This is a genomic window from Streptomyces sp. MGP-BFMKR1, assembly GCF_057766585.1.
Genome location: NZ_CM173408.1, coordinates 5,944,371 through 5,958,867 on the forward strand (window position 1 = coordinate 5,944,371; position 14,497 = coordinate 5,958,867).

The 14,497-nt window shown below is 74.4% G+C and carries 9 protein-coding genes; 7 read left to right on the top strand and 2 right to left on the bottom strand.

Features of this window, described 5'->3' with window-relative positions:
* The first annotated feature begins 246 nt into the window (after window positions 1–246).
* The gene (locus tag AC3CHW_RS23605) at window positions 247–855 is read left to right on the top strand and encodes a flavin reductase family protein (protein ID WP_488467774.1); all 609 of its coding nucleotides are present in this window, start codon (window positions 247–249) and stop codon (window positions 853–855) included.
* Between the two features lie 126 nt (window positions 856–981).
* Here AC3CHW_RS23605 and AC3CHW_RS23610 read toward each other — a convergent pair whose 3' ends face one another.
* Window positions 982–2,403, bottom strand: coding sequence for a PKD domain-containing protein (locus AC3CHW_RS23610; RefSeq protein ID WP_488467775.1), 1,422 nt, complete (start codon window positions 2,401–2,403; stop codon window positions 982–984).
* A gap of 396 nt (window positions 2,404–2,799) precedes the next feature.
* On the opposite strand from AC3CHW_RS23610, the gene AC3CHW_RS23615 reads away from it, so the two are divergent.
* From AC3CHW_RS23615 to AC3CHW_RS23640, 6 genes are all read left to right on the top strand, one after another.
* Window positions 2,800–3,237 carry a hypothetical protein gene (locus AC3CHW_RS23615; RefSeq protein WP_488467776.1) on the top strand — a complete coding sequence of 146 codons (438 nt, stop codon included), beginning with the start codon at window positions 2,800–2,802 and terminating at the stop codon, window positions 3,235–3,237.
* 340 nt (window positions 3,238–3,577) lie between these two features.
* Window positions 3,578–6,643, top strand: a complete 3,066-nt coding sequence (locus AC3CHW_RS23620; protein WP_488467777.1) for a helix-turn-helix transcriptional regulator — start codon at window positions 3,578–3,580, stop codon at window positions 6,641–6,643.
* Window positions 6,644–7,011: 368 nt separating this feature from the next.
* Window positions 7,012–8,784, top strand: coding sequence for a S8 family serine peptidase (locus AC3CHW_RS23625; RefSeq protein WP_488467778.1), 1,773 nt, complete (start codon window positions 7,012–7,014; stop codon window positions 8,782–8,784).
* Between the two features lie 397 nt (window positions 8,785–9,181).
* Window positions 9,182–10,987 carry a S8 family serine peptidase gene (locus tag AC3CHW_RS23630; protein ID WP_488467779.1) on the top strand — a complete coding sequence of 602 codons (1,806 nt, stop codon included), beginning with the start codon at window positions 9,182–9,184 and terminating at the stop codon, window positions 10,985–10,987.
* 390 nt (window positions 10,988–11,377) lie between these two features.
* Window positions 11,378–13,000, top strand: a complete 1,623-nt coding sequence (locus tag AC3CHW_RS23635; RefSeq protein ID WP_488467780.1) for an FAD-dependent oxidoreductase — start codon at window positions 11,378–11,380, stop codon at window positions 12,998–13,000.
* Window positions 13,001–13,027: 27 nt separating this feature from the next.
* Complete coding sequence (locus AC3CHW_RS23640) at window positions 13,028–13,408, top strand: hypothetical protein (protein WP_176161723.1); 381 nt, start codon at window positions 13,028–13,030, stop codon at window positions 13,406–13,408.
* Window positions 13,409–13,482: 74 nt separating this feature from the next.
* Here AC3CHW_RS23640 and AC3CHW_RS23645 read toward each other — a convergent pair whose 3' ends face one another.
* Window positions 13,483–14,460 (bottom strand): hypothetical protein, encoded by a 978-nt coding sequence (locus AC3CHW_RS23645; RefSeq protein ID WP_488467781.1) that lies wholly within the window; start codon window positions 14,458–14,460, stop codon window positions 13,483–13,485.
* Between the last annotated feature and the right edge of the window lie 37 nt (window positions 14,461–14,497).

Genomic DNA, 14,497 nt, shown 5'->3' on the forward strand with positions numbered 1-14,497 from the left:
CGCACGGGCACAGGCACGCGCCCGCCTGACCACGCGCCCGCACGATCACGCGCCCGCGCGCGCCCGAGGAGCCTGTCCGCTTCCTGCCAGCCGGCGCACTGCCACGCCCGCCTCCCCCTCCGCAAGCGGCACTTTGGGCCATGTTGGCGCCGCCCCGGCCTCGCGGGGGCGGCTCGGGCGCACAGTGGGTCGGGCACGCGCCGCCGGCGGTCCCCGATCGGCGGGGTCCGAGGGGGAGCGCGACAGATGACCGAAGCAGCTACGGAAGCAGCTACGGAGCGGCACCAGGCCACGGTCGGCCCGGACGCCTACCGGCGCCTGATGGGCGCCTTCCCGACCGGCGTCGCCGTCGTCACCACGCTGAGCGGCGGCATCCCGTACGGCTTCACCTGCACCTCGCTGTGCAGCGTGGCCCTCGACCCGCCGATGCTGCTGGTCTGCGTCAGCGACCGGGGGCGTACGGCCGGGCCCATCGCGGACAGTGGCCGGTTCGCCGTGAACCTGCTGCACCACCGGGCCAGGCCCGCCGCCCGTATCTTCGCGGCCGAGGAACGCGAGCGCTTCGCGCGCGTGCGCTGGGCGCCCGCCGGGGCCGACGGGCTGCCGATGCTCACGGACGACGCCCTGGCCTTCGCCGCCTGCCGGGTGACGCACACGGTCCCGGCCGGCGATCACCGGGTGATCTTCGGCGCCGTGACCGAGGTGCGGTTCGCCGCCCCCGGAGCCGGCGCCAGCAAGGCGTCCCCCGGCGACGCCACCGCGACTCGGCCAGCGGCGCACCCCGCCCCGCCACCCTCGCCCCTCCTCTACGGCTTCCGCCGCTTCACGGCCTGGCCAGAGGCGACGGAGGACTGAGCCGCGACGGCGGGGGCCGGGCCGGCGCCGCCTCGGGCAGACGACCGCGCGCCGCGCGCGGGACCCTGCGGTCAGGCCCCGCACGCGGCGCGCCGTCGTGCCCGTGCTGGTGGTGCTGGTGGTGGCTCAGCCGTTGAAGCAGAAGGCCCGGCCGCCCATGTCCCAACACTGGATCTTGCGGGTGGCCGTACCCGCGTTGCCGGCCCGGTCGGTGACCGTCAACTCAGCGGTGTAGGTCTTCTGCCCGGCCGGGTAGGTGTGCTTGGCCGTCACCCCGGTACCGGTCTGGCCGTCGCCGAACTTCCAGGCGTACGAGGCGATGTCACCGTCCTTGTCACTGGACTGCCCCGCGTTGAAGTCACAGGCGTCGTACCAACACGAGACCGAGAACTGTGCCACCGGCGGCTCACCCACCGGAGCACCCACCGACACCTTCTTGCTCACCGTCCCGGTCTTCCCGCTGTTGTCCGTGACCGTCAGCTTCACCTCGTACGAACCCGCCTTGGCATACGTGTGAGAAGGCTTCACACCCTCACCGGTCTTCCCGTCACCGAAGTCCCACGCGTACGAGGCGATCGACCCGTCCGCGTCCCGCGACGCCGACCCATCGAACCCACACGACAGATCAGCCTCCGAACACGAGGCCACGAACTCCGCCGTCGGGGCGCCCGGTTCGACGTTCGGGAGCTGGGTCTTGACCCAGTCGCCCATCTCACCGGTGAGCCGGCCCCAGGCGCCGTAGCTGCCGCAGCCGGTCTTGACCCACGAGGCGACGCCGACCACGACGTTGTCCACGACCAGCGGGCCGCCGCTGTCGCCCTGGCAGATGCCGTCGTGGCCGTCCGCGTAGCCGGCACAGATCATGAACGCGTCGTTGAAGCCGCCGAACGAGCCGCACGTGTTGCGCCCGTCCACGACCGGCAGGTTGGCCTTCTTGAGCTGCGCGTACTGGTTCTCGCCGTCGCGGGTGCGGCCGTAGCCGATCGCGGTGCCGGTCTTGCCCGGCTTCGACAGCTCGCTGTCCGCCGAGGTCGCGAACCTGGCGTACTGCCCGCCCTTGACCGGGATCGTCTGCTTGGTCTGGACGACGGCCACGTCGTAACCGGTCTGCCAGCCGTTCGGCGGCTCGTACTTGGGGTGTTGGGTGTACGACTCGACGTCGATCCGCACGCCGCCCTCGGGCTTGTTGAGGTCGTCGGCGCCGTAGTAGAAGGACTTGGCCCCGTCGCTGTCCTTGCAGTGCGCGGCGATCAGGATCGTCTTCGGGCCGATCACCGACCCGGTACACGTCTGCCCCATCGGCCGCGGGCCGCCCTCGCGGAGCGCGGCGATGAGGTAGGGGTAGGCGGCGACGGTGGTGGGCTCGCCGCCGATGATTTTCGCGTGCGGCCCGCTGGGCGCGGGCGCCGTGTCGGTCGGGTTGACGGCCTGCGGGCGCTCGGTGGCCGTGGTGGGCACCGCCTGCGCGCCCCCGGCGAACAGGGGCGTGAACGCGAGAGCCGCCGCCGCGAGACTGGCCGCCGTGGCCAGCCGGCTGGTTCCTTTCATGCCTTCCCTTTCCAGGTAGGAGCCCGCCGTGGGGCGGGCGGCTCCCGTCCGGACGACAGGCACGCGCCGTGATGGACGAGTGCATGACAGGTTGGGAGATGGGGCGACCGTAGGGGCGCGGGGGGAGGGGAACAATCCGCGTTTCGATCCGTAGGCGTCGCGTGGTTCTGGCCAAAGTCGGTACGGGACGCCGGACTTGTCTCGTGCCGGCGATCCCACAGTTCAGCGGGGAACCGCCTCCTCGTCCGCCGCGATCCGGCCTTCGGGCTGCGGCGTCTTCGGGCCCCCGGCAATCGGCCACCGTGCGGCACGGGCCCGGGCGACTTCCGTACTGTCCCGTCTGGCCGCCCGACCCCGCGCCGGGGCGTGGCTCGTCCGACAAGGAGGTGCGTCGACATGCGCCCGTGCTCAGCCCGTTCCGCCGCTCCAGCCCTCGCAGTGCTCCTCGCCGTCGGCCTCACCGCCGGTTGCGAGTGGACCGAGACCACGCCCGAGAGTTCCTCGCGCATCCAGGAGGTTCTTCCCGCCAACCCGGACAAGGCGCGGTCGAAGAAGAACGCCAGGGACTTCCGCGCCTGGGTCGACGACAACGGGACGCCGCGCCAGCGCGAGGCCGTAACCCGCGTGCTGAACGTCATCGGGGAGTGGGACGAGGAGACCGGCAACGCGTACGTCTCCACGGACATCAACGGGGGCCTGACGCCGGTGGAGGACAGCATGGCCTCGGCCACCGCCCTCGCCGAGGCGTTCGACAGGTGGCAGGACTCGGAGCAGGGCCTCGTGTCGGTGTACGACGTGGCCGGCAACGCGTTGATCGCCGCTTACGAGTTCTGACCGGTCGCGGCCCGCCCGTCGAGAGCCCGTCGAGGGCCCCGTGCGGCGCGCGCGGCGGCCGGGTTGGTCCGGACCGGAGTTCTCCGTTCCCGCCGTTGTCGCCGGTCGTGGTGTGCGTTCCCTTGCCGCGACGGCCCGCGGAACGTAGCTTCACGGTCACCGCGGTGACCGAATGGCGATGTGCGCGCCACGCGTGACGGCAGGCTGAAGAGGGGGCGGGCTCGGAGCAGCCCGGGAGGCCGGCAGCGGGCCGGCCGTCGGGCTCGGCCGGGCGACGAGGGCGCGCCCGGGTCGGCCGGCCACCACGGCCTCGGCCTTCCCTCGGGCACGGAGTTCCCTCATGACCAGTTCCGTCCTGCGTCGCCTCGGCGCCCCGGTCCTCGTCGGGCGCACCGACGAGTTCCGTACGCTGCTCGACGCGCTGACCCGCCCGCCCTCGGTCGCCCTCGTCGAGGGGGAGGCCGGGATCGGCAAGACCCGGCTGATCCGCGAGACGCTGGAGGCGCCGGCCATGCGGGGCCGGCACGTCCTGCTCGGCGCCTGCCACCCGCTGCGCGAGCCGTTTCCGTACGGGCCGTTCTTCGACCTGTTGCGGCAGCTCGAAGGGCGGGTGCCGGGCCGGCTCGGCGCGGTGTGCGGCGCGCTGCGGCCCTACCTCCCCGAGCTGGCCGACGCCCTGCCGCCCGCGCCGGAGCCCCTCCAGGACCACCGGGCCCGCCAGCACCGGCTGTTCCGCGCCGTGCGCGCGCTGCTCGCCTCGCTCGGGCAGGTGGTCGTGGTCGTGGAGGACCTGCACTGGGCCGACGACGGCACCCGCGACCTGGTCCGCTTCCTCATCGACGAACCTCCGCCCGGGATGGCGACCGTGCTCAGCTACCGCCGCGAGGACCTGTCGGGCGCCGGCCTCCCGCTGGGCCGCGCCTACCGGCACCCGCCCGGCACCACCTCCGTCCTCATCCCGCTCCGGCCGCTGGACGTGTCGGCCGTGGGCAGCCTCACCGCCGCCATCACCGGCAGCACGGCCGTTCCCGCCCAACTCGCCGCCGAACTGCACGAACGCACCGCTGGCATCCCGTTCGTGCTGGAGGAGGTGGTCCGTGGCCTGGCCGCCAGCGGCTTCCCGGCCGGCTGGAACGCCGGGCGGGACACGCTCGACGCGATGGAGGTCCCCACGCTGTTGCGCGAGGCGATGGCGGACCGGATGGCGGCCCTGACGCCGCCGGCGGTGGCGGTGGTGCGCGCGGCGGCCGTGTTGCGCATCCCCGCCACGGAGGACCTGATCGCCGCCGTCGCGGCGGGCGAGCCCGGCCTCGACGGCGGCGTGGGTGACACGCCGTCCGCCGACGGGGCCGGGCCCGGGCCCCGGGACGCGGGCGGCGCCGACGCGGGCGGCGAGCCCTTCGCGGGTGGGGCCGACGCGGGCGGCGGGATCAGGGAGGCGGTGCTCGCGGGCGTGCTCTACGACGTCGGCGACGACCGCTACGGCTTTCGCCACCCGCTCGCCCAACAGGCGGTCTACGGCTCCCTGCCGGGCGTGGACCGGCGACGGCTGCACCGGCGCGCGATGGCCCGACTGGCCGCCGCCGAGCCGCCGCCGCTGGTCCAACTCGCCTACCACGCGCGGCGGGCCGGCGACCTCGAAGCCTGGTTGCGGCACGGCTCGGCGGCGGCCGAGGCCGCCAGGGAACTGGGCGACACCGCCGTCGCCGTGGAGATCCTGGAGGGTCTGCTGTCCGACCCGGAGCTGCGCGCCGGCGACCGGGCCCGCCTCGCCACCCAGCTCAGCCGCGCCGCGGTGATCGGCCTCGCCTACCGCAGGGCCGTCGCCCTGCTGCGCCGCATCGTGCTCCACTGCGAGATGCCCGACACCGTACGCGGCGAGATCCGGCTCAACCTCGGACTGCTGCTCTACAACCAGGCGGGCAACTACGAGCAGGGGCGCGCCGACACCGAGATCGCGGTCGAGGAGTTGCGCGAGCACCCGACGCTCGCCGCCCGCGGCATGGCCGCGCTGGCGCTGGCGAGTTGGGGCGAGCACCCGTACGCCGTCTACCAGCGGTGGATCGTCCGGGCCGAGCGGCTGCTCACCGACCGGTCGGACCCGGCCCTGCGGCTCGCGGTCCGTGGCAACCACGTGACCCTGCGCATGATGGCGGGCTACCCCGCGGCCTGGGCCGAGGCCGAGGAGTTGGTGGGCGCCGGGCGGACCGTCGCCGAGCGGCTCCAGGTCGCCCGGCTGTCCGGCAACCTCGCCGAGGCCGCCACCTGGCTCGGGCACTACGCGGCGGCGGAGCGCTTCCGGCACCAGGGGCAGCGGCTGGCCGCCGAGTGCGGCTCGCCGTGGCTCCAGGGGATCATCGACGGCACCTCGCTGCGCCTCGCGTGGAGCGTCGGCGACTGGCAGGGGCTGGCCGAGCGGGCGCGCCGGCTGATCGACATGGTGCAGGGCGTCTCGGGCATCTCCGCCGACGCGCACCTGGTGCTGGGGCTGCTCGCCGTGGCGCGCGGCGAATGGGAGGAGGCCACCGAGGAGTTGGACGCCGCCGCGCTCGGCGACCCCGCCAACGCCCCCAGCCCCATCCTGGCCGCCGCCTCCGGCGCGATGATCCGGGTGTGGGTGGCCCGTGGCGAACTGGAGGCGGCCCGCGCGGAGGCGGACCGGGCCATCGCCCGGGTCCGGCGCAAGGACATCTGGGTGTGGGGCGCCGACCTCATGCCCATGGCGGTGGCCGCGCTCGTACGCTGCGGCCGGGTGGCCGACGCCGAGGCGGCGGTCGCCGAGTACGCCGCCGGCATCGCCGACCGCGACGCGCCGCTGGCCGCCGCCGCGCTGGCGGCGTGCCACGGCGCCCTGGCGTACGCGCGGGGCCGGTGCGCGGAGGCCGTCGCCGCCTTCGAGGCGGCGAGCGCGCGGTACGCCGCGCTGCCCAGGCCGTACTCGGCGGCGCGCGCGGCCGAGGCCGCCGTCCGCTGCCGGCTCGGCGCGCCGGGCCCCGGCCGGGCGGGCTCTGCCGGGGCGGACGCCGCCGGGGCGGATTCTGCCGGGCTGGGGGACGCGGCCGACGGGGGCGGGGTGGGCGCCGCCGGCGGGGCGCGCCTGGCGGGGGAGTTGGCCGCGTTGGCCGAACAGTTCGCGACCCTGGGGGCCACCCGCGACGCGGCCCGCTGCCGCCGGGTGCTGCGTGGCAACGGTGTCAGCACCCCGTCCCGGCGCGGCCGACGCGGCTACGGCGACCAACTCTCCCCGCGCGAACGGGAGGTGGCCCGCCTCGTCGCGCTCGGGCACACGAACCGGGAGATCGCCGACGTGTTGTTCCTGTCCCCGCGCACGGTCGAGCAGCACGTGGCGAAGGTGCTCCGCAAACTGAACGTCGCCTCGCGCGGCGAGGTACCCGGCGCGAGCTGACCCCCCGGGGGCGGGGCGCGGGACCGGGCGCGGGACCGGGCCACGGGTCAGGACCCTGGGCCCGGCCGGTCGGCGGGACGGCGGCCCGCGCCCGCCACGGGCCCGGGGCCGCCCGGTCCGGCGTGTGCGCGGGCGCGAGGGCGCGAGGAACGAGGGACGCGGGCCCGGTCGGTCGGTCGGCCGAGCGAGGATACGTACCCCCTACCTACCGCACCACGGATTGTTTGCCGCCCCGTGCGCCACGAGGGTGGGCCCGTCACACGGCGTCGTGCTCTCTCCCATCAACCCCCCACGCCGGCGCCGGACCCCGACGCCCGGCCCGACCGCACATCGGGCCGGGCGCCGTCTCCCCCTCAGAAGGAGCAGAGATGTCAGCACGGCAGAGACGGTGGAGCGCGCTGTGTCTCGGCGCGGCCACCGCGACGCTCTTCGCGACGGTCGGCACGGGCCCGGCCGGCGCCGCCGGCGGCGGCGACGCGCGGGGCACGGTCATCGGCGCGGGGCAGCCGGACGCGATCAAGGGGCAGTACGTCGTCGCCCTCAGGGGCGCTCCCTCGGTCGCCGCCGAGACCCGCGCCGCCGTCGCGGCGCGGGCCGACGAGCTGACCGACGCGCACGGCGGCACCGTCCGCACGGTGTACGCGGCGGCCTTCCGTGGCTTCTCGCTCCAGGCCACCGAGGCACAGGCGGCGCGCCTGGCGGCCAGCCCCGACGTGCGCTACGTCCAGACGAACAACATCGTGCGGGCCGTGGGCACCCAGCCGAACCCGCCGTCCTGGGGCCTGGACGCGGTCGACGGCAAGCAGGACAAGACGTACACGTACCCGAACCAGGGCGATGGCGTCACCGCGTACGTCGTGGACACCGGCACCGACCTGCGGCACAGCAACTTCGAGGGGCGGGCCAGCAGCGGTTACGACTTCATCGACAACGACGCGGACGCCAGTGACTGTCAGGGACATGGCACTCACGTCGCCGGGACCATCGGCAGCAAGGACTACGGCGTCGCCAAGCAGGCCAAGCTCGTCGCGGTCCGGGTGCTGGACTGCTCGGGCAACGGCTCCACCGAACAGGTCGTCGGCGGCCTGGAGTGGGTGACCAAGAACGCGGCCAAGCCCGCCGTCGCCAACATGAGCCTGGGCGGCCCCAGCGACCAGGCCCTGGACGACGCCACGCAGGGCACGATCGACGCGGGTGTCCCGGTCGCCGTCGCCGCGGGCAACGACTACGGCCAGGACGCCTGCGGTACCAGCCCCGCCCGGCTGCCCGCCGCCATCACGCTGGGTTCCACGGACCAGAACGGCAGCCGCTCCGGCTTCTCCAACGTCGGCCGCTGCCTGGACCTGTTCGCGCCCGGCGGCAACATCACCTCCACCAGGAACGGTGGCGGATCGACGGGCATGAGCGGCACCTCGATGGCCACGCCACACGCCGCGGGCGCCGCCGCGCTCTACCTCTCCAGCAACAGGAGCGCCACCCCGCAGCAGGTCCGCGACGCCCTGGTCAACAACGCCGACTCCGGCGTCGTCACCAACCCGGGCAGCGGCTCGCCCAACAAGCTGCTCAACGTCACCAAGCTCGGCACCCCGACCGAACCGGGCGCCCCCACGGCGGAGTTCGTGGCCTCGTGCTCGGAGTCGGCGTTGTCGTGTGAGTTCGACGCGTCGGCGTCGCGGGACGCGGACGGAACGATCGCGGCGTACGTCTGGGACTTCGGCGACGGCACGGCGGCCAAGGGTGTGAAGCCCGCGCACACGTATGCCAAGGCGGGTTCGTACGAGGTCAGGCTGACGGTCACGGATGACAGTGGGAAGACCGGGACGGTGAGCAAGAAGGTGTCGGTGGGTGCTCCGGTGGGTGAGCCGCCGGTGGCACAGTTCTCGGTCTCGTGTTGGTACGACGCCTGTGACTTCAACGCGGGGCAGTCCAGTGACAAGGACGGTGACATCGCCTCGTACGCGTGGAAGTTCGGTGACGGGCAGACGGGTACCGGGGTGACGGCCAAGCACGCCTACCCGGCTGGTCAGAAGACGTACACGGCTGAGTTGACGGTCACCGACCGGGCCGGCAACGCGGGTACGGCGACCCGGCAGATCCAGTGTTGGGACATGGGCGGCCGGGCCTTCTGCTTCAACGGCTGAGCCGGCGACAGGCCCAGCCGGCCCGAGTCCAACCCTTCGACCGGCGGCGGGCGCACCCGGGGCGCGTCCGCCGCACCTCGGGCGCGCCACCTCCCACCGGTTGCGCCCGCCCCGCCGGCCGCGTGCGGCCCACCCCACGCCCGGGCCCGGGCAGCGCGCCACCCCGACGCGCCGCCCGGGCCCGGGGCACAGCCCGCGACACAACCTGGGACCCCCCTAGCGCACAACCCGGGACACAGCCTGGAACACACCCCAGCACACAGCCCGGGACACACCCCAGCACACAGCCCGGGGCACAGCCTGGGTCACGTAGGCACCGAGGAGCACCACCCCCACCGGAGCGATCGGCTCACCGGAGCGATCGACCCACCGAGTTGGAGAGGCAGAGGCACACAGGATGCGAACCGCGAGGAAGACCTACCGCTGGTTGACGGCGTGTTGCACGGGGCTCGCCGCCACCGCCGCGCTGGCCATGGCCGGCGCACCCGCCCAGGCGACCCCGGACGGCGGCGCGGCCACCGAGGGCCGCGTCATCAACGCCGGGGCGCCGGGCGCCATCGACGGCAAGTACATCGTCTCGCTCAAGGGCGCGACCTCGCTCTCGGCCACGGCCGAGGCCCAGGTCACGTCCGAGGCGAACCGGCTCACCGACCGCTACGGCGGCACCACCGAGCGGATCTACAGCGCCGCCCTGCGCGGCTTCTCCGCCGAACTGACCGCCACCCAGGCCAAGCGCCTGGCGGCTGACCCGGCGGTGGAGTATGTCCAGCAGTCCCTGATGGTGCGCGCGTCCGAGGGCGGCAGCCAGCCGAGCCCGCCGTCCTGGGGCCTGGACGCGATCGACGGCAAGCAGGACAAGACGTACACCTACCCGGGCACCGGCGCGGGCGTGACCGCGTACGTCATCGACACCGGCGCCCGTTTCTCGCACAAGACCTTCGAGGGCCGCGCCTCGTCGGGCTACGACTTCATCGACGACGACACCGACGCCGCCGACTGCAGTGGTCACGGCACGCACGTGGCCGGCACCGTCGCCGGCAAGGAGTACGGCGTCGCCAAGCAGGCGAAGGTCGTCGCCGTGCGGGTGCTCGACTGCTCGGGCAACGGGCCCGACGCGGACACCATCGCGGGCATCGACTGGGTCATCAAGAACGGCAAGAAGCCCGGCGTCATCAACATGAGCCTCGGCTCCGGCGGCGCGAACGCCGACCCGCAGGGCATGCGGGACGCGACCAAGCGGGCCGTGCAGGCCGGGTTCCCGGCGGCGGTCGCGGCCGGCAACGCCGGCACCGACGCCTGCGGCACCTCGCCCGCCGACACGCCCGAGGCGCTGTCAGCCGGCTCCACCGACAGCAACGGCAGCCGGTCCAGCTTCTCCAACTACGGCCGCTGCATGGACCTCTTCGCACCCGGCGGCAACATCACCTCGGCCAGCCACAGCTCGGACACCGGCAACGCCAACATGAGCGGCACCTCCATGGCCTCGCCGCACGCCGCCGGCGCGCTCGCCCTCTACCTGGAGGCCAACCCGGGCGCGTCCGCCACCCAGGCCACCGACGCGGTGATCGCCGCCGCGCGCGACGGCGTGGTCACCAACCCGGGCAGCGGCTCGCCCAACAAGTTCCTCGACGTGACCAAGCTCGGCGCCCCCGCCGACCCCGGTAAGCCGACGGCGGAGTTCGTGGCCTCGTGTTCGGAGGCTGATCTGTCGTGTGGGTTCGACGGGTCGGCGTCGCGGGACGCGGACGGGTCGATCGCCTCGTACGCGTGGGACTTCGGGGATGGGAAGACGGGTGAGGGTGTGAAGCCTTCTCACACGTATGCCAAGGCGGGTTCGTACGAGGTGAAGCTGACGGTCACGGATGACAGCGGGAAGACCGGGACGGTGAGCAAGAAGGTGTCGGTGGGTGCTCCGGTGGGTGAGCCGCCGGTGGCGCAGTTCTCGGTCTCGTGTTGGTACGACGCGTGTGACTTCAACGCGGGGCAGTCCAGTGACAAGGATGGTGACATCGCCTCGTACGCGTGGAAGTTCGGTGACGGGCAGACGGGTACCGGGGTGACGGCCAAGCACACCTACCCGGCTGGTCAGAAGACGTACACGGCCGAGTTGACGGTGACCGACCGGGCGGGCAACGCGGGTACGGCGACCCAGCAGATCCAGTGTTGGGACATGGGCGGCCGGGCCTTCTGCTTCAACGGCTGAGCCACCACCAGCACCACAACCAGCACCACCAGCACCACCAGCAGACCGGCGCGCCCCGCACGGAGTCCACGAGCCCGTGCGGGGCGCGCCCCGGCCACCGGGCCGGTCGGCCCGGCGCGGTGGTCGGACGCGTGACCGCGTGGGTGGCCGGCCGCTTTCCGGCGGTGGACGGCGCTCCGTCGCCCGCCGCCGCGACGCCACCCGCGCACGGTGCGGGACCCTCCCCCAGGGGTCCCGCACCTTCGCGTGTCCGCCCGTACGCAGGTGGCCCGGCGTTTGTGATCGCGGGGGCACGGGTACTCGGGCGGCACCGCGCGAGCCCGGCCGGGCCGCGGGCGGCGGTGCCGTGCGGGTCCGGCCCGCGCACGGACCGGACCCGAAGGAGCGCCCATGACCGCCATGACGCCGCTGCCCGGCACCGACGCCTCGTACTGGATGGCCAACACCCCCGACACCGACTACCCGGGCGCCCCCGAGGAGGCCAGCGCCGACGTCGTCGTGATCGGCGGCGGCATGGCGGGCCTGTGCACCGCGTGGGAGCTGGTGCGCCGCGGCCGGTCGGTGGTCGTCCTGGAGGCGGGGCGCGTCGCCGCCGGCGTGACCGGCCACACCACGGCCAAGGTCTCCGCCCTGCACACGCTGCGTTACGCCTCGCTCCGCGACACCCAGGGCCGGCGCGCCGCCGCCCAGTACGCCACCTCGCAGCAGGAGGCCGTGCGCGGCATCGAGCGGCTGGCGCTGGAGCTGGGTGTCGACTGCCAGTGGGAGCGCACCGACGCCTACACCTACGCCACCGACCCCGGCCGCGTCGGCACGCTGCGCGCGGAGGCCACGGCCGCGGCCGACGCCGGGCTCGACGCCACGTTCGTCACCGAGACGGACCTGCCGTTCCCGGTCGCCGGCGCGGTGCGGGTCGGCGGCCAGGCGCAGTTCCACCCGCGCCGGTTCCTGCTCGCGCTGGCCGACGGCATCGTCGCGCGCGGCGGCCGGGTGTACGAGCGCAGCCGGGTCACCGGGCTGCACGACGGCTCGCCGTGCCGGGTGACGACCGAGGACGGGGCCGTCGTACGGGCCCGGCACGTGGTCGTGGCCACCCACTACCCCGTCTTCGACCGGGCCCTGATGTTCGCCCGCCTCGAAACGACCCGCGAACTGGTGCTGGCCGCCACCCTCCCCGCCGAGCAGGCGCCGCGCGGCACGTACATCACGCCGGACGAGGGCACCCGCTCGGTGCGCACCGCGCCCTGGCCCGACGGGCGGCGGGTGCTCATCGTGACGGGCGAGAAGTTCACCCCGGGCACCGGCGACGGGAACGAGGGCGCGCCCGACGCCGCGTCCGAGCGGTTCCGCCGGCTCGCCGACTGGCTGCGCCAGCACTTCCCGGCCGCGGAGATCACCCACCGGTGGGCGGCGCAGGACAACACCAGCACCGACGGCCTGCCCTACATCGGCCCCTTCCACCCGGGGACCCGGAACGTCTACGTGGCCACCGGCTTCGGCGGCTGGGGTATGAGTAGCGGCGCGCTGGCCGGAACGCTGCTCGCCGACCTGATCTGCGGCGAGCGCCCCGAGCACGCCGCCCTGTACGACCCGCGCCGACTGCACCCGCTGCGCGAGGCGGGTCCGCTGCTGTCCCAGCAGGCGACGGTGGCCCGGCACTTCGTCGGCGACCGGCTGCGCCTCGCGTCCGCCGACGACGTGGCCGCCGTCGCGCCGGGCACGGGCGCGCTGGTCCGGGTGGGGGCCGGCCGGTGCGCGGTCTACCGCGCCCAGGACGGCACCGTGCACGCCGTCTCGGCCCGCTGCACCCACCTGGGCTGCCTGGTCCGCTTCAACGACGCGGAACACACCTGGGAGTGCCCCTGCCACGGCTCCCGGTTCGCCGTGGACGGCTCGGTCCTCCAGGGCCCGGCGGTGCGCCCGCTGGAGCCGCGCCAGGTGCCGGGCACCCCGGGCGCCGACGCGTCCGAGACCGACGGCGCCGACGTGCCCGAGGAGGGTGGTCGGTTTTGAGTCGGCCGCAGCGGCTACCCGGCTGCCATGAGCACTGAGCAGAGTTCGGCCGGAGTGGGTGTACACGTCAGCGGTTGCGACTGGGACGACGCGGACGCGGTGTTCCGCGTGCTGCGCGCGGCGTTCCCGGCGACCGCCGCCGACGAGTGGCCCGACGCGGGCCGGCCGGTGGAGACCGAGACCGAGCGCCCCGTGGTCTGGTCGATGACCGTGGACACCCGAGAGCCCGGCGGCTCCACTTCCGGCTCCGGCCTGTCCCAGTCGGTCAGCGTGGACCTGTACGGCACCGAGCCGCCCATCCACCAGGTACGCGACGTCCTCCAGCGCCACTTCGCGGTGAGCGAGGAGAAGGCCGTACCCGGCGACCAGGAGATGGAGGTCCGGCTGCGCCTCGACCCGACGGCCTGACCCCTGCCACGTCCGCGACCTCGCCCGCCCGGCCCACCCGTCCGTGGCGGGGCGAGGCGCGTCCGCGCACGCGCTCAGCTCGCCGAACGACGGACGAGAGAGCTGAGCGACCACGAGCCCGACGACTTCGTCCGGGTACGTATGAGCGCTCGCAGCATCGCGGCGCCCGCCACCACCGCCGCGAGGTGCAGGACCGCCGCGAGAGCGAGGTCTTCCGGCAGGGACGCGTCGGCCGGTCGCGCGATCGCCAGGTACAGGGTGAGCGGCAGCTTCCAGCCGCTCCAGGCGAACAGGGAGCCTGAGCCGAGCCAGCCGAGTGCCATCGGGACCCAGCGAGGGAGCCGCGCGGGCCGGCCCCGGACGACGGCCCAGGTGGCGAGGGACGCCGCGAGCGCCCAGAATCCGAAGGTCGCGCACAACGCGTACCAGGCGGTGCCGCGCTCGTCGCGGTGGGCGACACCCGCGGTGCCGCCCACGGCCCAGTACAGCCAGACCAGTCCGACGGCGGCACCCACCACGGTCATCCACGGCAGCGCCCTCGGCCCGCCCTCCCCGTGGTCCCCGAGCCGACCCACGAACGCGTCCGGCCAGCGCCGCCGCGCGTACGTGGGCAGTGCGATGGCGAGCCCGAGCCCCATCCCGACAAAGCCGGTCTGCACCAGCACGGCCTCCCAGACCGGCATCGACGGGTCCGCGTCGTCCCCGCCCTTCGCACCGTCATCCGCCGAGCCCAGCAGCGAACTGAGCACCGCGTACGGCAACACCGGGACGAGGAACCCCGCCCCCACCCAGGCGCAGAAGGCCAACGGCGCCCCCGGTATGCGCATCCCCCACGGCCGCACCAGGGCGAGCGCCACCGCGATCCCGATCCCCGCCATCCCGATCGTCGCGCTGTTGAGCACCACCCATTCCGTCATGCTGAACCCGGCCCCGACCGGCAGCAGTCCGACGAGCGAACCGACCACCCACGACGCCTTGATCAGCAGGTACGGCGTCAGCGCCAACGCCGCCCCGTACGCCGCCACCCGCCCGGCCCGGTCCCATCGGTCCATGTGAACTCCTGATCGACACCTTGGAGTCCGAGTCTCT